At 55.8% G+C, this 19,813-nt stretch carries 21 protein-coding genes; 20 read left to right on the forward strand and 1 reads right to left on the reverse strand.

The window, feature by feature from the left end:
- The 19 genes from CSA35_03175 to argF all read left to right on the forward strand — a co-directional run.
- Positions 1 to 272 (forward strand): hypothetical protein (locus tag CSA35_03175; protein PIE54885.1); only part of this gene is annotated, 272 nt, incomplete at its 5' end.
- A 105-nt stretch (positions 273 to 377) separates the two neighbouring features.
- Positions 378 to 1,340, forward strand: coding sequence for a UDP-N-acetyl-D-glucosamine dehydrogenase (locus tag CSA35_03180; protein PIE54985.1), 963 nt, complete (start codon positions 378 to 380; stop codon positions 1,338 to 1,340).
- A gap of 83 nt (positions 1,341 to 1,423) precedes the next feature.
- Complete coding sequence (locus CSA35_03185; protein ID PIE54886.1) at positions 1,424 to 1,669, forward strand: flagellar biosynthesis protein FliR; 246 nt, start codon at positions 1,424 to 1,426, stop codon at positions 1,667 to 1,669.
- Positions 1,666 to 3,519, forward strand: a complete 1,854-nt coding sequence (locus CSA35_03190; GenBank protein PIE54887.1) for a hypothetical protein — start codon at positions 1,666 to 1,668, stop codon at positions 3,517 to 3,519. Before CSA35_03185 ends, CSA35_03190 begins: the two co-directional genes overlap by 4 nt.
- Positions 3,520 to 3,609: 90 nt before the next feature.
- The gene (locus CSA35_03195) at positions 3,610 to 5,169 is read left to right on the forward strand and encodes a methylmalonyl-CoA carboxyltransferase (GenBank protein ID PIE54888.1); all 1,560 of its coding nucleotides are present in this window, start codon (positions 3,610 to 3,612) and stop codon (positions 5,167 to 5,169) included.
- Positions 5,170 to 5,181: 12 nt separating this feature from the next.
- Entirely contained in the window at positions 5,182 to 5,604 is a 423-nt protein-coding gene (locus CSA35_03200; protein ID PIE54889.1) for a hypothetical protein, read from the forward strand.
- A gap of 27 nt (positions 5,605 to 5,631) precedes the next feature.
- Positions 5,632 to 6,045: an acetyl-CoA carboxylase biotin carboxyl carrier protein subunit gene (locus tag CSA35_03205; GenBank protein PIE54890.1), complete on the forward strand. Its 414-nt coding sequence runs from the start codon at positions 5,632 to 5,634 to the stop codon at positions 6,043 to 6,045.
- 14 nt (positions 6,046 to 6,059) lie between these two features.
- Positions 6,060 to 7,181: a glutaconyl-CoA decarboxylase subunit beta gene (locus CSA35_03210; GenBank protein PIE54891.1), complete on the forward strand. Its 1,122-nt coding sequence runs from the start codon at positions 6,060 to 6,062 to the stop codon at positions 7,179 to 7,181.
- Positions 7,182 to 7,193: 12 nt separating this feature from the next.
- A complete protein-coding gene (locus CSA35_03215) occupies positions 7,194 to 8,288 on the forward strand; it encodes a uracil phosphoribosyltransferase (GenBank protein ID PIE54892.1) in 1,095 nt (364 codons plus the stop codon).
- Positions 8,285 to 9,172, forward strand: coding sequence for an undecaprenyl-phosphate alpha-N-acetylglucosaminyl 1-phosphate transferase (locus tag CSA35_03220; protein PIE54893.1), 888 nt, complete (start codon positions 8,285 to 8,287; stop codon positions 9,170 to 9,172). The genes CSA35_03215 and CSA35_03220 overlap by 4 nt, the downstream gene beginning before the upstream one ends.
- 100 nt (positions 9,173 to 9,272) lie before the next feature.
- Entirely contained in the window at positions 9,273 to 10,544 is a 1,272-nt protein-coding gene (gene murA / locus CSA35_03225; GenBank protein PIE54894.1) for a UDP-N-acetylglucosamine 1-carboxyvinyltransferase, read from the forward strand.
- An 8-nt stretch (positions 10,545 to 10,552) separates the two neighbouring features.
- A complete protein-coding gene (locus tag CSA35_03230; GenBank protein ID PIE54895.1) occupies positions 10,553 to 11,377 on the forward strand; it encodes a hypothetical protein in 825 nt (274 codons plus the stop codon).
- A 23-nt stretch (positions 11,378 to 11,400) separates the two neighbouring features.
- Positions 11,401 to 11,976 (forward strand): uracil-DNA glycosylase, encoded by a 576-nt coding sequence (locus CSA35_03235; protein ID PIE54986.1) that lies wholly within the window; start codon positions 11,401 to 11,403, stop codon positions 11,974 to 11,976.
- Complete coding sequence (gene uppS, locus CSA35_03240) at positions 11,973 to 12,671, forward strand: di-trans,poly-cis-decaprenylcistransferase (GenBank protein ID PIE54896.1); 699 nt, start codon at positions 11,973 to 11,975, stop codon at positions 12,669 to 12,671. The genes CSA35_03235 and uppS overlap by 4 nt, the downstream gene beginning before the upstream one ends.
- The gene (locus CSA35_03245) at positions 12,655 to 13,482 is read left to right on the forward strand and encodes a phosphatidate cytidylyltransferase (GenBank protein PIE54897.1); all 828 of its coding nucleotides are present in this window, start codon (positions 12,655 to 12,657) and stop codon (positions 13,480 to 13,482) included. The genes uppS and CSA35_03245 overlap by 17 nt, the downstream gene beginning before the upstream one ends.
- Positions 13,483 to 13,532: 50 nt before the next feature.
- Positions 13,533 to 14,630 (forward strand): 1-deoxy-D-xylulose-5-phosphate reductoisomerase, encoded by a 1,098-nt coding sequence (locus CSA35_03250; GenBank protein ID PIE54987.1) that lies wholly within the window; start codon positions 13,533 to 13,535, stop codon positions 14,628 to 14,630.
- Positions 14,631 to 14,632: 2 nt separating this feature from the next.
- Positions 14,633 to 15,667: an RIP metalloprotease RseP gene (gene rseP / locus CSA35_03255; protein ID PIE54898.1), complete on the forward strand. Its 1,035-nt coding sequence runs from the start codon at positions 14,633 to 14,635 to the stop codon at positions 15,665 to 15,667.
- A gap of 10 nt (positions 15,668 to 15,677) precedes the next feature.
- Entirely contained in the window at positions 15,678 to 16,751 is a 1,074-nt protein-coding gene (gene ispG / locus CSA35_03260; GenBank protein ID PIE54899.1) for a 4-hydroxy-3-methylbut-2-en-1-yl diphosphate synthase, read from the forward strand.
- A 46-nt stretch (positions 16,752 to 16,797) separates the two neighbouring features.
- On the forward strand, positions 16,798 to 17,742 hold the full coding sequence (argF, locus tag CSA35_03265) for an ornithine carbamoyltransferase (GenBank protein PIE54988.1): 945 nt from the start codon (positions 16,798 to 16,800) through the stop codon (positions 17,740 to 17,742).
- Here the strand turns inward: argF and CSA35_03270 are convergent.
- Positions 17,700 to 17,888: a hypothetical protein gene (locus CSA35_03270; GenBank protein PIE54900.1), complete on the reverse strand. Its 189-nt coding sequence runs from the start codon at positions 17,886 to 17,888 to the stop codon at positions 17,700 to 17,702. The genes argF and CSA35_03270 overlap by 43 nt on opposite strands.
- 312 nt (positions 17,889 to 18,200) lie before the next feature.
- Here CSA35_03270 and CSA35_03275 point away from each other — a divergent pair, with 312 nt between their 5' ends.
- Positions 18,201 to 19,787: a hypothetical protein gene (locus CSA35_03275; protein ID PIE54901.1), complete on the forward strand. Its 1,587-nt coding sequence runs from the start codon at positions 18,201 to 18,203 to the stop codon at positions 19,785 to 19,787.
- Positions 19,788 to 19,813 lie beyond the last annotated feature (26 nt).

Genomic DNA, 19,813 nt, shown 5'->3' on the forward strand with positions numbered 1-19,813 from the left:
TGGATGATTCACATACGACCAGGGCCATGAGCGTACTCGATCCTCATCGGTATCGGGTTATCCCCCAGCTGGGAGAGGTCTATTTTGACTTGGCGGGGATCATTAAGGGGCAACTGACATCCGCAGGCATCCCTGATTATAACATCGCTGTCGCAGACACCTGTACGGCTTGTGGCGAGACGTGCTGTTTCTCATACCGCAGGGGGGACATTCGGGATCGAATGGTTCTTTTTTCCCGTGTAGATCATGCCATTTTTGTCGAAAAAAAGTGATACTATTAGAAGTAGTAGCATATAAATGGATGATCTCATATTAATAACCACACGTTGTGTCTATATCCGCTTAGATGGGGAGTGAAAAACGTGGGATTAGAGAGAATGGGTGTCGTCGGCGTTGGCCATTTGGGACAGCATCACGCCCGTATTTATACGGAGGTTCTGGGGGCCCAACTGGTGGGCGTCGTCGATGTCAATAGTGATCGGGCCGCCAGTATTGGGCAATATCTGGGCGTTCCATACTATGACACCATAGATGAGTTGCTGGACGTGGCCCGCCCCGACGGTATCAGCGTGGTGGTCCCCACCGTACACCACTTCGAGGTAGCACAGAAGGCTCTTCTTCGAGGGGTCCATGTGTTCATAGAAAAGCCGGTTACGACGACCGTGGATGAAGCGGAACAACTGCTCTCTATAGCAGCTGATCGGGATCTGGTTCTTCAGGTGGGGCATATAGAGCGGTTCAACAGTGCCATCCAATACGTTTCCAAAATCTCTCACGAGCCCATGTTCCTCCAATCCCGCCGCCTTGGCCCGTTTTCCTCCAGGATCAGCGATGTTGGAGTTGTCCTGGATCTCATGATCCACGATATCGATATCGTCCTTTCCCTTGTTCGTTCCAAGATCGTGAGCATCTCAGCTACAGGACGCTGTATTCGCTCTGATTACGAGGATATAGCCTCGGCTCAGCTCTCTTTTGAGAACGGAGCCATGGCCCATATCCTGGTCAGCAGGGTCTCCGAACGCCGCCTTCGTCAGATGGAGATTATGGAGCCCGAGCGGTATCTCTCCATCAACTACGAGACTCAGGACGTCTCCATCCATCGATGCGTGAACAAAAATGGTTCTGGGTTGGTCGAGGTTATTGAACATCCCATCTTTCCCAAGAGCGAGCCTCTCAAGCTGGAGCTCCAGCACTTTATCGGGTGTATCCGGGATGGCAAGCAACCATTGGTGGGTATTTCCGACGGAAAACGGGCTTTGGAGGTCGCTGTGGATGTCCTTAAACAAATCCACGGGGGGATGCAGAGCTCAGGAACAAGAGGCCATCTGATGGGCTTTTGATCGCCAGGTAGTGTACAATACAGGGGAGGGGCTCTCGGGCCACCTCCCCGTATTTTTTACGGTCATTCGAAGGAGGACCTGTCATGGCTTTTATTCAGGCGATTCCCAGGGTTAACCTTCAGGCTCTTCTGGCTCTGGGATGTTTTGGACTTTGCCTTTTTTTCTCCCGGGTTGTCCGTCGGATCTCCGAGGGAGTTCTTCCTGGTGGACCAGGAACCGTGGCGTACATCCGATGCCTCATCGGTTTTCTTTTTGCCGCCGCAATCGCCTTAGGCGTAGCCTCTTTTGCCGGTTTGGATCTCTTGCACAAAGGAATATTGTATCCATGAGAGTGATGCCCATCCTCTGTCTTATTGTATTGTGCTCCTGGAGCTGTAGAGAGCCGCTCTTTGCCGTGGAACCTGCTACGATCCCCACCACGGAACTCGTTCGACCCCCTAAAGGCGACCGTGTCGAGTCGGAACGCCGTTTTGTCGAGAGCTATAAATCCTTTGTCGATCGCCGATATTGGGATGCTTTGGATGCTGTAGATGCGAGTCTCCAGGCCGATCCGTACAACGTGGACTGTTATCTTCTTCGCTCGTTGATCCGCTCGCATGTAGGACTCTCCGAGATGGCTCTTCAGGATCTTCGCTCCTATCTGGAGGTTCGTCCCATGGACGCCACGGTTCAGAAGATCTTGTCGGCAGTCGTGAAGTTTCATGTGGATCCCCTCAAGAAAATAAAAACCGCCTATACTGGTTTTTCCCAGTCTCTAAAGAGTTTTCTCTCTCTTCCCCCTGAAGTGCCAACGGGGACAGTCGGCTTGAGACAGTGTGCGGCTCTGGGCGACGCCATCCTTCTAACAGATCAGTTTGCTGATTTAGTCCAGGTTTTAGAGCCACATCGGCGGCGGAACCTGCCCTTCCCCGAGCCCGTTTCGGTGGTGTCTTTAAGTCGCTCTCGATTCCTGGTGGGGTCCAGGCAGGGACTTCTCGTCGAGTATGAGGATGACGGAAACACCTTTCTGTCCCTTCGAAGTCGCGATATCGGACCAGACGTGGGGGATATGGCCCTTCTCTCGTCCTCTCTCCTGGTCGTCACTCGTCCTATGGGGCGAACGGTGGACATCTATGACTATCCGTCTTTGAAAAAAATCCATAGCTGGGATCCCGACGATAAAGGCGTTTTCGAACCGAGAGCTGTGGCGATCCGGGGAAAGACGATCGCCGTCTCTGATCGGAACGGAGATCGTATCTGTCTGTTCTCCTGGCCTCGTCACGACAAAGTACGTTTTCTGAAGAAAAGGTCACCCCGCTCTCTTGTCTGGGGACCGACTGGCGACCTTTTAGCTCTGTCCGACGACGGCAGCCTCTCGGTGTTTGCTCCTCAGGAGGACGGGGCGTGGGAGCAGACCAACCTTTTCGATGTTCCCGATGGAATGGCCCTTTTTGCCTTGGACGATCGTCGTGTCGTACTGTCCTCCGATGGACGATCCATTATGGTTTTTCAGCCCAGACCAGGCGATAAAAGTGGCATTTCAACCCTTGCGGCTCTAGCGGCCCCATCGGTGGACTCTGTCGATGCCGAACATGGATTAGCTGTGACGATTTACTCCGTCATGGGTACGGCATTTCCCCATTATCTTAACGAACAACGTGGTGTGCTTTCCGCCGTATGGAAAAATAAGATGAAGGCTGGCCGACTTTTGAAGGATTCTCGTACGAAAGGAGACGTGACTGCTGTCGTGGCACCCGGCCACGAGGCGAAGCTCTCAGCTGCGGTGGTCGTATCTGAGGCCGTAGGAGTGGATGATATCCTTCGCGACCTTTGGGGAAGGTCCCAAAAGATCTCACAGATCGTAGTCGATACTGCGGTCTTTTTCTCTCAGGCGGACATGAGACGACTAACCCGCTTCTGTCTCTTCAATGGAGTTTCCGTATCAGGCTGGGTGACCGATATTCCCGATGATCCCTTCCTGTCCATGGTGGAGAATACCGGGGGACGGTGGTACTATGCTCCTGTGCTCAACGACAACGACATAGATGATCTTTTTTCAAATACGTTTGTTTTTAAGATTTTTTACCCTCAAACAGTCAGGTCTTCTGGATATCCCAGTAAAAACATGTTATCAACCATCGTGGATTTTGGTATGATCTCATACCGGGGCTGGTTGCCCCTTTGGCCCGATCTGCTGTGACAATTGATGCGAAAGGGGGATCTCGGAGAGTGGAGAGACCTGAGGGCACGGGTTCAGACCAATTTGTTCACTAATTAGGAGGGAAAGGGAATGGCGAGTCGATCCATCGACGAACTGTGTACACACCTTCTGGAAAAACGAGAGAAGGTGAGCTTAGGTGGCGGAACTAAAGCTGTTGCCAGGCAGAGAGAGAAGGGGAAAGGGACGGCCAGAGAAAGAATCCAGATGCTTTTAGATCAGGGTTCTTTCGTGGAGATTGACGAGTACGTTGAGCATCGGTGCCATAACTTTGGGATGGAGTCCAAGGTTATCCCCGGTGACGGGGTCGTCACTGGATGGGGAACCGTCGACGGACGAGTCGTCTACGTCTACAGTCAGGATTTCACCGTTCTGGGTGGTTCCCTGGGGGAGATGCACGCAAAAAAGATCTGTAAAATTATGGATCTGGCTCTTCAGAACGGAGCTCCGGTGGTGGGGATCAACGACAGTGGCGGTGCCAGAATCCAGGAAGCTGTCGATTCTCTTAACGGGTATGGGGGAATTTTCTATCGAAACACCCAGGCCAGTGGGGTGGTCCCCCAGATATCGGTTATCGTGGGGCCTACAGCAGGAGGTGCCGTCTACAGTCCAGCTCTGACCGACTATATTTTCATGGTAGAGAAAACTGGGATTATGCACATCACAGGTCCAGCCGTCATCAAGGCCGTGACCGGCGAAGAGGTCTCCAGCGAGGAGCTGGGAGGAGCGATGACTCATAACAGCAAGTCAGGCAACGCCCATTTCTTCGCCTCATCCGAGGCCGAGTGTTTTCAGCAAGTCAGGGAGGTCCTGGGCTTTCTTCCAAGTAACAACATGGACGACGCCCCCCTCCGAAAGACGGCGGACAGGGCTGATCGGGTGGAACTTGCCCTTCGGGAGTTGGTTCCCACAAATCCCAACAAGGCTTACGACGTTCGAGACGTGATCACGAAGATCGTGGACGACGGACGTTTCGTGGAGGTCCAGCCCTTGTGGGCCAAAAACATGGTTATCGGCTATGGATCCTTCGGCGGACAGGCTGTAGGTATCGTGGCCAATCAGGCCAATAACATGGCGGGATGCCTGGATATCGACAACTCGGACAAGGCCAGTCGATTCATTCGTCATTGTGATGCTTTTAATTTACCTATAGTAACACTGGTCGACGTCCCTGGGTATCTACCTGGAAAGACCCAGGAATGGAACGGCATTATCCGCCATGGAGCCAAGCTTCTGTACGCCTATAGCGAGGCAACGGTCCCCCTGATCTCCGTGGTATTGAGAAAAGCCTATGGAGGGGCCTACTTGGGTATGTGTGCCAAGGCTCTGGGGGCCGATACGGTTTTGGCGTGGCCTCAGGCCCAGATTGCCGTCATGGGAGCCGAGGGTGCCGCCAACATCATCTTCCGAAAGGAGATATCCGAGGCTGAGGATCAGCAGGCCACGAGGCAGCAGAAGATCGACGAATACGAGAAGGCTTTCGCCAATCCCTACCAGGCAGCGAGTCGAGGGCTTGTGGACAAGGTGATCCTTCCCGAGGAGACTCGACAGGAGATTATCCTTGCTCTTCAGAGCAACGGATCCAAGCGTAAGGCTCCTCCTCGCAGGAAACACGGCGTCATGCCCCATTAAAGGAGGTCTGTTATGGAAAACGCCGTTTTCGAGGGAATCAGCGGTGCTTTGAGCCTGTCTGTAATAGCCTTCAGCATCGTCTTTCTGGTCCTGTTGGGACTGACGGTGGTGATATTCACGATCCGGCTGTTCGTGAGCTTTAAAAAAGAGGTGCAATCTCCCGGAGGTTCAGGTAAACCATCCCAGATGGCGCTGTCTCAAGCCGCTGTGATGCCCCCCCTCTCGGGATCGATCCCGTCGAAGGGATTGTCTCCTGAGCTGGTCGCGGCTATCAGCGGTGTGCTGATTGCAAAGCTGGGGAATGGGACTCGGATTCTCAGTGTTCAGCCGGCTCGAGGGGAAGGTCTTCGGCACTCGTGGCTTAACTGGGGGCGTTTTGATGGACTGCAGGGATTGGATCGATCGGCCTGGACCGCAGGTAATCGAAAGTTTTAGACGTATTATGAAAGGATGAATACGATCATGGCGGAAAAATACAGAGTGACGGTTAATGGAACGCCCTTCGATGTGGAAGTGGAGGCCCTGGGCGCTGTCTCAGCATCGGCCCCGTCTCCTGCACCTGCTCCGGCTGCGCCCCCTGCTCCAACTCCAGCTCCGACTCCAGCCTCCAGTCCGGCTCCAGCTCCTGCGCCAACGCCAGCAGCGTCGGTCTCGGCATCCGGTGGTGAGTCCGTGACGGCTCCTATGCCCGGAAAGATCCTTCGGGTTGTCGTCGCCCAGGGGGGATCCGTGGCGACCGGTGATGTGCTTATGATCCTGGAGGCCATGAAGATGGAGAACGAGATCGTGGCTCCTGCCGCCGGAACGGTAACCCAGCTACTCGCAAAAGAAGGAGCTACGGTCAACAGTGGTGATGTCCTGGCCGTAATCGGCTGATTTGGAGGAGTGCTATGGAGCTCTATCTCCAATCTATGGCAAAGGTCCTGGGATCGTCAGGATTTGCCGCCCTGACCTGGGGCAACATCATCATGTTGGTCGTGGCGTTTGCCTTTCTGTATCTGGCCATAGCCAAGGGCTTTGAGCCGCTCCTTTTGGTGCCTATAGCCTTCGGATGCGTTCTTGTGAACCTTCCTCTGTCGGGGATTATGGATGAAGGTGGCTTTCTTCGGTATGTCTTTTTTGGAACGGAACACGAGATTTACCCGGTGATCATCTTTATGGGTATAGGAGCCTTGACGGATTTTGCGCCGCTGTTGGCTAATCCGGTGACGTTTCTCCTCGGAGCGGCAGCGCAGCTGGGCGTGTTCATCGCCCTATTCGGGGCCATGGCCATGGGTTTTTCGGTCAAGGAGGCAGCTTCTATCGCCATTATCGGCGGAGCCGACGGTCCGACCAGTATCTATCTCACCATGAAGCTGGCCCCTCAGATTCTGGGTGCTGTCGCTGTGGCTGCCTACAGCTACATGTCTTTGGTCCCCCTGATCCAGCCTCCTGTGATCAAGCTCCTGACCTCCAAGGCCGACAGAGCCATCCGTATGGATAATCTTCGTCCGGTCAGCAAGATGGAGAGAATCCTGTTCCCCATCGTATGTACCGTGGCGGCGGGGTTGCTCTTGCCTATGTCGGTCCCCCTTATCGGGATACTCATGTTTGGGAATCTCGTCAGGGAGTGTGGTGTGACCGATCGGTTAAGTCAAGCAGCTCAAAACGAGATACTCAACGCGACCACCATTTTCCTGGGGCTGTCGGTGGGAGCGACCATGAACGCCGCCGATTTTCTTACCCTGGGGACCATCAAAATCATCGTGCTGGGGTTGGTTGCCTTCGTCGCCAGCACAGCAGGTGGGGTCCTGTTTGGTCAGCTGATGAAGGTCCTGAGCGGAGGGAGGATCAATCCCATGATCGGAGCTGCCGGGGTTTCGGCTGTCCCTATGGCGGCTCGAGTGGTTCAGAACGTTTCTCAGAAGGAGAATCCAGGTAACTTTCTATTGATGCACGCAATGGGGCCCAACGTGGCCGGTGTGATAGGTACTGCCGTGGCTGCGTCGGTGATGCTTACGTTGCTCAGCTAAAGGAGAGGTCCCATGAGAGTCGTCATCGGGTCGGACCATGCCGGGTATGACCTTAAAAAAGAGCTGATCTCCTTCCTCCAGAATCTCCATTTGGATGTGTCCGATTTTGGGACCGATAGTGGAAATGTCTCCTGCGATTACCCTGACATCGCTCTTCAGGTAGCTAAGATAGTGGCTTCCGATGAGGCTGACCGGGGAATCCTGATCTGTGGTTCCGGTATAGGCATGTCCATAGCCGCCAACAAGGTACCTGGCGCGTACTGCGCTCTCTGTCGGGATCAAGGGGATGCTGAGCTCTCCCGGCGTCACAACGATGCCAACATCTTGGCGCTGCCCGGTCGGGGAGCCGACGTGGATCGATCAAAAGACATCGTCTCTGTGTGGCTGAAAACCGATTTTGAGGGAGACCGTCATGTCCGGCGTACTCAGAAAATTCGTGCGTTTGAGCACAGTCTCTCCAAGTCCTTTGGGCAAAAACGGGGGGAAATCGTGATTTTCGACCATCCCCTGGTCCAGCATAAGGTGAGTCTCATCCGGGATGTCCGCACGTCGGTCAAGGATTTTCGAGACCTGGTCCAGGAGATATCCAGCCTTATGGTCTACGAGATCACCCGGGACTTGCCTTTGGAGATGATCGACGTGGAGACCCCCCTGACCACGACCAAGGCCTACGCTCTGGCAGGAAAAAAGCTCGCGGTGGTCCCCATCCTTCGAGCGGGCATGGGCATGATGGATGGCATCCTGGATCTGGTACCGAACGCCAAAGTCGGATTTATTGGCCTGTACCGTGATCCCGAGACCCTGGAGCCTGTTGAGTATTACTGCAAGCTTCCCGGCGATATCAATGAAAGGGAGATTTTTATCCTGGATCCGATGTTGGCGACGGGAGGCTCGGCCGTGGCGGCCATTGACATGATCAAAAAACGAGGGGCCCGGCGGATCTCCCTGGTCTGTCTTATCTCCGCTCCCGAGGGAGTGGAGCGGGTTCATCTGGCCCATTCCGACGTTAATATCTACTGCGCAGCTCTGGATAGCCATCTGAACGACCACGGCTACATCGTCCCCGGCCTGGGGGATGCCGGAGATCGACTCTTCGGGACCAAATGACCTGGATCTCCCTTGATGCCTCGACGATCACGGCAACGGTGTTTCTTTTTTTATGGGGGATCGGACTGACCCCTCTGTCCATAAAACTTGCGGGGCGTTTTGGGCTGGTTGATCGCCCTGAGCCCCGCAAAATCCACAGGGAGCCCGTTCCTCGAGGAGCTGGGCTCATCCTCTGGGCTGGATACCTGTTCTGGAGTCTGATATTCTCCCCGGCAGGTATTTTTTTCCCGACATTGATCACAGGATGTTCAATGGTGTTCCTGGTGGGATATCTGGACGATATGATTTCCCTGAGTCCACGCCTGCGTCTCTTGGTTCATCTGATGGCTGCAGGGCTTGTCGCTGTGCCTTTTTTTAAGGGTGCTCTTGTGCCCACTATTCTGTCGATCCTGTGGATCGCTGGCACGACCAATGCATACAACCTGATCGACGGAATGAATGGCCTGTCACTGTCCATGGCCACCTTGGCTTTGGCTGCTCTGGCCCTTCGAGGCTATCCTGCGACGACCCTCCCTCTGGTGGCCCTCTGCCTGGGGGTTCTTCCCTGGAACTGGCCGAAAGCCAGGACGTTCCTGGGCGATGGAGGCGTTTATTTTCTTGGATTTGTGGTCTCCTCTCTGACTTTACCCTCTCTCTCCTCCTTCTTTATAAAGCCGGGAGGTCGAGAACTGCTGGGGCTCGTCTTTTGGGGAGGGGTTCCGGTCATCGACACCATGATCACTATCGTGCGTCGTCTTCTCAGACACCGTTCCCCTTTTTTGCCGGATCGGGGGCATGTACATCATCGCCTTCTGGATCTTGGTTTCTCCACGCAAGCCGTTTTGGCGATTCTCTCCCTTGCTCAGGTTTTTGCCTTGGGAGTGGGGACGTCTTTTTTACGATAACTCACAGACCGGTGATGGTATAATCAACAGATGATCATGAGATCGGGATGCGGGAGAAGTGTCGATTCCCGGGTACGATGAAGATGCTAGGAGTGGTATCGTGGAAGACACGTTGAGAATTAAGGGTGGGATCCCCTTAAAGGGGACCATTCGAATGCAAGGGGCTAAAAACGCTGCCTTGCCGGTGATGGCTGCATCTCTGCTTCTTCGAGACGCCACTTTGGTTATGGACAACGTGCCGGAACTTAAGGATATCACCACCATGGTAGATCTTCTTCGAGTCTTGGGAGCTGATATCACCTTTTCGGATCATCGAGTTGTCGTAACGGTTCCAGACTCTGTCTCATGGGAAACCCCGGGAGAGTTAGTTCAGAAAATGCGGGCGTCCTCCCTGGTACTCGGTCCCTTGCTGGCTCGTGAGGGACGTGCTGTCATGCCTCTTCCTGGAGGATGCTCGATCGGGAGCCGTCCCATTGACCTCCACCTTAAGGGACTGGCCCAAATGGGCGCCTCCATCGACCTCCGTCACGGAGCGGTTCACGCCTCGACGAAGGGCCTTAAAGGGTGTCGCATCTACCTTGATTTCCCCTCGGTGGGGGCCACGGAAAATCTTCTCATGGCTGCTGTACTTGCAAAGGGAGAGACGGTGTTGGAGAACGTGGCTCGAGAACCTGAGATCGTCAATTTGGCCGATGTCCTCAGAAAAATGGGGGCCAAAATCGAGGGCGAGGGGACCGGGGTTTTGACCATTCAGGGGATGGCAGATCTGAGCGCTGCGTCCATTCGCATCATACCTGACAGGATCGCCGCCTGTACGTATCTTCTGGCTGGGGTTATCACGAACGGGGCTGTGACGGTTGAGGATGTCATCCCTCAGCATTTTGACTCCTTGCTCGCCAAGTTGGAGGAGGCCTCGGTGGAGGTTCACTCTATGGAAGGCTCCGTCTCGGTCGTTCCGTCGCAGGAAAGAATGAAGGCCGTCTCTATGAAGACGTTGCCCTATCCCGGATTCCCAACCGACGTACAGCCTCAGCTCATGGCTGTTATGTCTCTGGCTCGGGGGACCAGCATCATCAAGGAGAGCATCTTCGAGTCTCGGTTCCTTCACGCCAGCGAGCTCAAAAAAATGGGGGCCGACGTGGAGCTCCAGGGGAATACCGCCATAGTCACCGGTGTCCACTCTCTGAACTGCGCTGACGTGGTGGCCTCGGACCTCCGGGCCGGAGCGGCTCTCATACTTGCAGGGCTCGCCACTCAGGGAGAGACGGTGGTTCATGGTATGAGCCATGTGGAGCGCGGGTACGAGCGGATCAAGGAAAACCTCATGGCACTGGGGGCCCAGGTTTCCTCTGTGGTCTCAAGTAAGCGCTGAAGGCCGTCATGACAGGCCCGCTGGAGAATATTCGGGTCATCGCTTTTGTCGGTCCGGCCGGAACGGGGAAAAGCCTTCGAGCCCAGTTTGTGGCCCGTCAGAAGGACATCGAGTATATCATCGACGATGGCCTGGTTATCGCCAGAGGGCGAATTGTGGCGGGAAAAAGTGCGAAAACCGAGAAAAACATGGTCCGAGCCATTCGACGGGCCATGTTCCTCTTTCCCGATCATCGTGCTGAGGTGATTTCGTTCCTGGCTCAGAGGAAATCATGTTCCCTTATGGTGATCGCTACCTCCTATGGGATGGCTGAAAAAATATGTCGTTCTCTCGGTCTGAACCAACCCGAGGAGTTTGTCCTCATATCGGATGTGGCCTCTCCTGATGAAATCGCTAAAGCTCAATATGAACGACGGCATAAGAGGCAGCATGTTATACCCGTGTCCCAAGCTCAGATCAGAAAGAACTACACAGGTAAACTGGTAGGGCGACTCAGAAATCTCCTGCGTTTCAAAGACTCGTATGAAAAGACCATCGTTCGTCCTCCTTTTAGTTTCTACGGAGATATCAAGATAGAGGCCGATGCTGTCGAACAGATCGGCCGTCATCTAGCTCAGAAACACCTGCAGGTCTCTCAGGTAACCGGTCTCCAGGTCCGTGAGACCGATGGGGCCGTGGATATGTATCTGACAGTCTCACTCGTCGTCGGAGATCTTACGTTGCTTGCCGTGGCTCGAGAGTTATCCGCTTGTGTGAAGCTGACCGTCGAGTTTCTCTGCGGTTTAGAGGTGCGAAAGGTCGATGTGGATGTGAATGAGGTACTCCTCCCGTGAGCTTGGATCGGGTCAGAAAAATCCTGAGTAGCGTCGAACAAGAGGCGGCTCGGTGTGAGCGATGTGCTTTGTCCGAGGGGCGAACCAACGTTGTCTTTGGAGCAGGGCCGGCAGATGCTCCTCTCATGTTCGTCGGTGAAGGACCTGGTGCCGATGAGGACCGACAGGGAATTCCTTTCGTGGGCAAAGCTGGTCAGCTTCTGAATCGGATCCTCGATGCAGCCGGCATAGATCGTCAGCAGGTATACATCACCAACGTGGTCAAATGTCGGCCTCCGCAGAATCGGGTTCCTTTCATAGAAGAAACCATGGTCTGTCAGCGTTTTCTTGAGGCTCAAATCGCCGTCGTCAATCCAAAGGTCATCGTCTGTCTTGGGAATACTCCCATGAAATGGTTCCTCGGAACGGGTGGAGGTATCACCAAATTGCGGGGGCAGTGGTTTTCATGGAAAGGAATCGATCTTATGCCTATGTTTCATCCAAGCTATCTACTGCGAAACGAGTCTCGTCGCCCTGACGGCCCCAAGGCCCTGACCTGGAAGGATATCCAGGAAGTACGGGCCCGGCTGGATTCTTTGACTTCTGGAGGGCGGTCATGATCGATCAAGAAGGCGTTCCGGGACACCTTGCCGTCATCATGGACGGTAATGGCCGGTGGGCCAAAAAACGAAAGCTCCCCAGACTCCTGGGTCACCGGGCAGGTGTGAGAACCCTCGAGACAATCGTGTACGCTGCCAGAGACAGGGGGATCAAATATCTCTCGATCTACGCCTTCTCCAGCGAGAATTGGAGAAGGCCGACTCTTGAGGTCACCGGCCTCATGAAGCTGTTCGGATATTACGCCAGAAAAAAGCTCAAAGACCTCCTTCGAGAGAATATCCGGGTGCGATTCGCCGGCAACCGAGACGGCCTTCCCGCAGCAGTGCTGGAAGCCATGGATACGGCTGAATCCTCAACCTCGGCGTGTACAGGGCTTCAGCTCATCGCATGCTTCAACTATGGCGGTCGTCGAGAAATAGTGGACGCCGTGAACCGCTTTATACAGGAGAACCCCGGTCAGTTCGTCTCGGAGGATATCCTGTCCCAACGGATGTACCTCTCAGATGTTCCCGATCCCGACCTGATCGTGAGAACCAGTGGGGAACTCCGGCTGAGCAATTTCTGGCTTTGGCAGGGGAGTTATAGCGAGCTCTACTTCACCGACACCCTGTGGCCCGATATGACACCTCGTGAGTTGGATGACATCCTTGAGTCCTTTAGAAGAAGGGAACGACGGTATGGTACTGTCCGCTGAACGACGTAAAGAGCTGTTCATCCGTACTTTCAGCGGTCTCACGGTCGCAGCGGTGGTCTTGGGAGCCATCATCTATGGTGAATGGGCTTGGGGAGTTGTGGTCACGGTTATCGCAGGGACATCTCTGGTTGAATTCTACCGTCTGGCTGGTCGGAGGCTAAAGGTCTCCCCGGGGATTGGTCTCATTGCTGGCGTCATCGTCCTTTTAGGTGTCGGGCTCGCCGATATGGGGGCACGAGCTATCCTGGTCTCTCTTGGGGTGACTTTCTTTATGACCATGACCTTCGAGATTCTTCGGCGGCAGAACTCCGAGGTGAGTACAGCGCTTGAGAATGGGGCCGGGATCATGGCTGGTTTCGTCTATGTGGTCCTTCCATGGAGTTTCGCTATCCTGCTTCGGAGCGCTCCGGCAGGGAAGATATTGCTTCTCACCGTTTTCCTCTGTACGTGGACCTGCGACGTCTTTGCGTACCTCGTAGGAACCGCCTGGGGACGCCATAAAATCTGCGATCAGGTGAGTCCCAAAAAAACTTGGGAGGGGTTCCTCAGCGGGTTGGCCGGAAGTTTTTTGGCGGCCTCCCTCATGGCGTACCTTCGTCGCTTCCCCCCGTTTCCTCTGCTGGTGATTGCGATAATCTGCGGGATAGTGGGACAGGTTGGAGACCTGGCCGAGTCGATCCTGAAACGGGAGGTCTCCGTCAAGGACAGTGGCAACGTCCTTCCCGGGCATGGAGGGATGTTGGATCGTTTCGACAGCGTTCTTTTCAGCCTGACCGTCGTGTATCTTCTCTTTGAGGTTATCTGGCGGTGACTGTCGGCGTTGCCGTGATCGGCTGTACCGGCAGCGTGGGGGCGTCTGTTATGGAGGTCTGTCGTCGCTATCCTGACGAATTCTCCGTGATCGCTCTGGCTGCCAACAGCGATATGAAAAAAATGGGACCGCTCGTTCAGGAGTTTCGTCCCGCCCTGGCCGCCATGGCTGGTCTCTCAGGGAAAACGTCGCTCCCCAGAGGGCGTACTACCAGGTGGAGCTTCGGTCCCCAGTCCCTGATGGAGGTCGTTGACCATCCTGACGTCTCTCATGTCGTCGTGGCCTCGTCGGGGACTGACGGGATCCCAGCCCTCCAGGCTGCCCTGATCGCTGGGAAGGACGTCTCTCTCGCTAACAAGGAAAGCGTGGTGGTCGCAGGGCCGTGGGTATTGCCTGAGGCGGCCCCTGGACAAATTCGCCCCCTGGACAGCGAACACAACGCGATCTGGCAGTGTCTTCTGGGCGAGGACATCGCTGCCGTCGATCATGTGGCGGTGACGGCCTCGGGAGGTCCTTTTCGTGAAACGCCCCTGGAGGAGCTTGCGTTGGTCACTCCCGAGATGGCCGTGGCTCATCCAGTATGGTCCATGGGAGATAAGATCAGCGTGGACAGTGCCACCATGATCAACAAGGGCATAGAGATCGTCGAGGCAATGAGACTCTTTGATCTGCCCCACGATCGAGTGAGAGGGTATATCCATCCCGGCTCCTCAATCCACGGTCTGGTCCGGTTTATCGACGGGACGGTCAAGCTCCTCATGGCTCCTCCAGACATGAAGCTCGCCGCTCTCAGTGCCCTCGGGTATCCCAAAAGGGTTCCTCTGGCCCCCTTGGGGATCTCGCCGTTGGACCTGGATGGCGCTGACCTGTCTTTTCGGAGTCCTGATCGAAACCGATACCCTGGATACTATCTCTGTCTTGAAGTGGCCAAAGCGGGGGGCAGTTATCCCACAGTCCTCGTCGGAGCCGACGAGGTCGCTGTCCTTGCCTTTTTGCGTGGGGTGATCCCGTTCACTCATATCTGGCGGACAGTTGCGTCGGTCCTGGAACGATTCGATGGGCGGAGGGCCTCCTCTTTGGAGGACGAGCTGTCCATTCTGGACTGGGCCCGTCGGGAGGCCCGTTCCATCTGTGTTTTGGAGGAATAGACATGTTTATCAATATATTGGCGTTTGTATTCATCATCGCCGTGTGTGTCGTTATCCACGAATACGGTCACTACCGAACTGCCGTGGCCTGTGGCGTACAGGTTCATGAATTTGCTTTCGGTATGGGGCCCTCGTTGATCTCGATTCAGGGAAAGAGGAACCTCTGGTCCATCAGGCTGTTTCCCATCGGTGGATTCGTTCGACTGGCTGGCATGGAGGAGGACGACGGGAAGCCCGTCGCCCCTGGAATGGGGTTCGATGAAAAATCGGGCTGGGCCCGATTGGCCGTTTTATTCGCGGGGCCGGGAGCCAATATACTTCTGGCCTTCATCCTGACGGCGGGCCTGCTCTGGTGGCATGGAGTCCTGGACATGGAGGCCGCCCGGATCGGCGTCGTCATGGACGGATATCCGGCCCAGTCTGTTGGTCTGCAACCTGGCGACGTGATCCTCTCCGTGGACGGTGAGGCTGTCGACGACTGGGCTTCCATGGCCGACCGGATCCGTTCCCACGATGACGATTCGCCCTTGGATCTCCAGGTTCGTCGAGGCGAGGGGGTTTTCTCCATAACGGTTAAGGTTCCCGTGGATCCCTCGTCAGGGCGGCCACTGCTTGGGGTTCAACCTGGGATGCGGCGCTATCCCCTCCTCCTGGCCCTGAAAACCTCTGTCTCGTATACCATCTCTATGTCGGTCGCTATGGTCCGGGGGATATTCGACTGGATTGGAGGACAGAGCCAGGTCGATGTCTCCGGTCCCGTGGGCATCGCCTCCATGGCCGGATCGGCCGCAAAACAGGGATTCTGGGCGTTTGTGTCCTTCCTGGCGATTATCAGTCTGAACTTGGGGGTAGTCAACCTTTTCCCATTTCCGGCCCTGGACGGCGGTCGAATCGCCTTTATCATAGGGGAGATGATCCTGGGCAAAAAACTTCCGTCGAAGATCGAGGCGTACATTCATCTGACCGGATTTGTCGTGCTGATCGCTCTCATCGTGGTTATCACCTGGCACGATGTGGCCCGGCTTCTGTCGTCGTGAGGAGGACGTCATGGCCAGACAGGTACTGATCGGGGGCCTTTCCATCGGCGGGGACGCTCCCATACGGGTTGAAAGCATGCTGAAAACACCTCTGAACCATCGAGACATCTGCCTGGCCGACTTAAAAAAACTGCATGAAGCTGGATGCGAGATGGTCCGGGTGGCCTTCCCGTCGGCAGACCTCAGGGAAGACCTGGGCTTTGTCGTAGAGTACAGCCCCATCCCCGTCATGGCCGATATCCATTTTGATCCGGCCCTGGCGGTGGAGGCTCTGGTCAGAGGTTGTGCCGCTATCAGAATCAACCCGGGAAACATGGGGAGCCCGGAAAAACTGAGGGGCGTCATCGCCGCTGCCAGGGAACACGAGGCCGTCATTCGGATCGGAGCCAACAGTGGATCGATCAGCCAAAGACAGGTGAAAGAGGCTCAGGGAGACAGGGGAGCGGCCTTGGCTCTTGCCGTAGAGGAACAACTTTGGATGCTTCAGGAACACGATTTTCATGACGTTATCCTCTCGGCCAAGTCGACCAGCGTGGGAGAGACCCTGACGGCAAACGGGCTTCTTCACCAGCGACATGGTGACTACCCTTTCCACATTGGCATCACCGAGACCGGATCCGGTATTCCTGGTGTGACCAAAAGCGCCGTCGGTCTCGGTATCCTTCTCTCCAGAGGGATTGGCAACACCCTTCGGGTAAGCCTGAGCGACTCGCCTCTGGTGGAGGTCCAGACAGGGTACGAGATCCTTCGCTCCTTGAACCTGCGACATAAGGGAGTTGAAATTATCTCCTGCCCAACCTGCGGACGAAAGAAACTCGACGTCATTGGCGCTATGCCCGATCTGGCCCCTCTCCTCGAGGATCTTCCCGATGGGTTCACGGTGGCTGTCATGGGTTGTGAGGTCAACGGACCTCAAGAAGCGCGTCACGCCGATATCGGGGTGGCGGGATCTCCGAGCGGGATCGTCTTTTTTCGAAAGGGGAAAATCGTGGGCCGATGTCCCAGAGATAAACTTGCTGAAGAAATGAGTTTACTTCTTGCACCATATCGGCTACAATCTACGGAGAGAAAAGAGGACTCGTAGAGCCCGAAAAAAAACAGTGTATATTTTGAAGGGAGTGCGTTTTGCTATGCCACTTAATCTCAAAGGACGAAGCTTTCTCACGCTGAAGGATTTCACGTTCCAGGAGATCAACTATCTTCTTGACCTCGCCATGGACCTCAAGCGTAAGAAAAGGGCTGGAATCAAAGGGAACCTCATGGATCGGAAGAACGTGGCTCTCATCTTCGAGAAGTCGTCCACCAGAACGCGGTGTGCCTTCACTGTCGCCTGCATCGACGAGGGTGGTCATCCTGAGTTCCTGGGAAAGAACGACATCCATCTGGGCAGAAAAGAGGACGTTCAGGACACCGCCCGGGTGCTGGGACGGATGTTCGATGGAATTCAGTTCCGGGGATTCAGCCAGGAGCTGGTGGAGGCGTTGGCGAAGTACAGTGGCGTGCCTGTATGGAACGGCCTGACCGACGACTACCATCCCACCCAGGTGCTGGCCGATTTCCTGACCATGCGGGAAGCCTTCGGATGCCTCAAGGGCCTGAAGCTCGTCTACGTGGGCGATGGACGGAACAACATGGCGAAATCCCTGATGATCGGCGCTGCCAAGGTCGGCATGCACTGCACAATCGGCTCGCCCGAGAACCTGTTCCCCGATAAAGAACTCATGGACGAAATCCAGGAAATCGCCAAGGAAAGCGGTGCCAAAATCGTTCTTGAGAGCGACCCCAAAAAGGCAGTCGAGGGAGCCCATGCGGTATACACCGATGTCTGGGCATCCATGGGCGAGGAGGACAAGGCCGCCGAGAGGGAGGCTCTCCTGCGCCCCTACCAGGTGAACGCCGAGCTCATGAAGGCTACCGGGAATCCCGACGCCATCTTCCTCCACTGTCTGCCCGCCATCAAGGGACAGGAAGTCACCGAGGAGATCTTCGAGTCGGCCAACTCCCGGGTTTTCGACGAGGCGGAGAACCGGCTTCACACCATCAAAGCCGTCATGGTCGCCACTATGGGAGCCTGATCCAGCAGCTGTTTCGTAAAAAACCGAACAGGGGCCTCAGACTCAGGGATCTCCTGCGCCTGAGGCCCCTGTCTTTCAGCCCCGACGCCGAGCCCCTGCTCGCGCGTCGGGGTTTTGTCTTGCCCTTCATGGTCTGTGCTTCTCATGGCACCCTCCCGGAAGCGGTGTGACCGATGCCCGGGGACGTCCCACATCCCACGGAGGATGTCCTCCCTTCCTCCCGTCCTTTCCCCGCTTTTTTCCCGACATTTTCCACTGTTCAGAGCTTGACAGAAGGGGAACGGCGCGGTAGTGCGTTAATACTCAGATAGAGAAACAGGCGCCATGTATTATATATTATGCATTACATGTTATATGTTATGCGTTATCTGTATATGTTTTCGGAGTGTGCTCTCCGATGCCCATATATATATGTCACATATCATATATCACATATCAACGTGAAAGGAGATGAAGTCATGGGTGGATTGGGGGGGCGTGGAGACGGAGGCACGAGGAGAGGAAAAGGGAGAGGGGAAGGAATGGGGGCAGGAGGGGCGATCCTGGTTCTGACTTTGGTCGTGGCCCTTCTGAGCGGATCCGCCTGGGCAGTGACGATCCTGAGGGTCGATGCCGCAAATACCGGTGGTGGCGACGGTTCTGATTGGTCCACAGCCCTGAACGAGGTCCAGTTTCGAGAGGCTTTGAAAGCTGTCCCTCCTGCCAACGGTGACGTGGAGTTCTGGGTGAAGGAGGGCGTCTACCGTCCCGGTACCAGCAACACCGACTCCTTCGTGTTGCGGAACAACGTGGCCCTCTACGGCGGGTTCAAAGGGGACGAGACGAGCTCCGCCGAGCGGGATCCCTTCAAGAAGATCACGGTCCTCACCGGGGACATCGACGATAACGATACCCACGACATTCACGGAGCCACGGTCTTGGCGGATCATATTCAGGGGACCAACAGCCTCCACGTGGTGAGGTCCACCGGCTGCGGCGATACGGCGATCCTTGACGGGTTCACGATCTGCGCCGGGGCTGCAGATCTCTCTGGCGGCGGGATGGGCAACTGGATAAGCAGCAACCCCGCCGTGACTAACTGCATCCTCTGGGACAACGGGACGGAGATCTCTCATGACGCCAGTGTTCCCACCGTGAAATACTGCGTGGTGGAGGGCGGGTACACCGGAACGGGCAACATCGCATCCGACCCCAAGCTCGATCCCCTGGCCGACAACAGCGGTCCGACCCTCACCATGGCTATCGGATCAGGCAGCTCGGCCATCAAGGCGGGCACGTGGGATGTGGGCGCTGGCATCAAACCCCTCATCGCCAGGGATCAGAGGGGCGAGCTTCGAACCCCCGAACCGGTCAACCCCGACATCGAGGCCTACGCACTGACCGTGGGGACTCCGTCACCGGGCACCGACCTCGACAAGCCCGATGCGTTCGAATTCGTCATCCTGAACTCCGGCGACGTGTACATCACGCCAGAGCTCGCGGGTACCGTATTGATTGTGGAGGAGGTCCTGCCGAAAAACGACGGGGAGGAGCGAACGATGATCGACGCCGTGGTCGGGACACTCACCTCGAAGGAGATACACCTGGGTCCCGGCAGAATCGCCACCTCGGTGAGGGCTCTGTCCGTCATCCCCCTCGAGACGGCTGATACGATCCCCGAAAACGTGACCGACGCCCGCATCGAGATCACCCTGACGGAGGAGAACCTGGGTAAATTTAAGAACGTGAACACCGTAGCCGCCCTCATGAAAGCACACAAAGACGGCGACATCGACGCGGGGGGGACCCTGGTACAGGTGAAGCGGGGTCGGTGGTACGGCCCGCCCGTCATCGCATCGAGGTTCATCTCCAGGAACACGCTTGAGGTCACGATCCACGGCTTCAGGAACTTCTTCTCGCGCGGCGACCTCGTCCTCGTGGAGCTTGAGACGACCCAGGGGTCATCGCCCGAGCCTCACTCGTCCTCGGGTGGTGGGGGATGCGCCACGGGGCTTTCCCCGGCGTCGGTGCTCCTCGCCCTGCCCCTGCTTTTCCTGAGGCGATGAGGGACGCACGAGCCGGGAGAGTAAGC

Source organism: Dethiosulfovibrio peptidovorans (assembly GCA_002748665.1).
In the GTDB taxonomy this organism is placed as follows: domain Bacteria; phylum Synergistota; class Synergistia; order Synergistales; family Dethiosulfovibrionaceae; genus Dethiosulfovibrio; species Dethiosulfovibrio peptidovorans_A.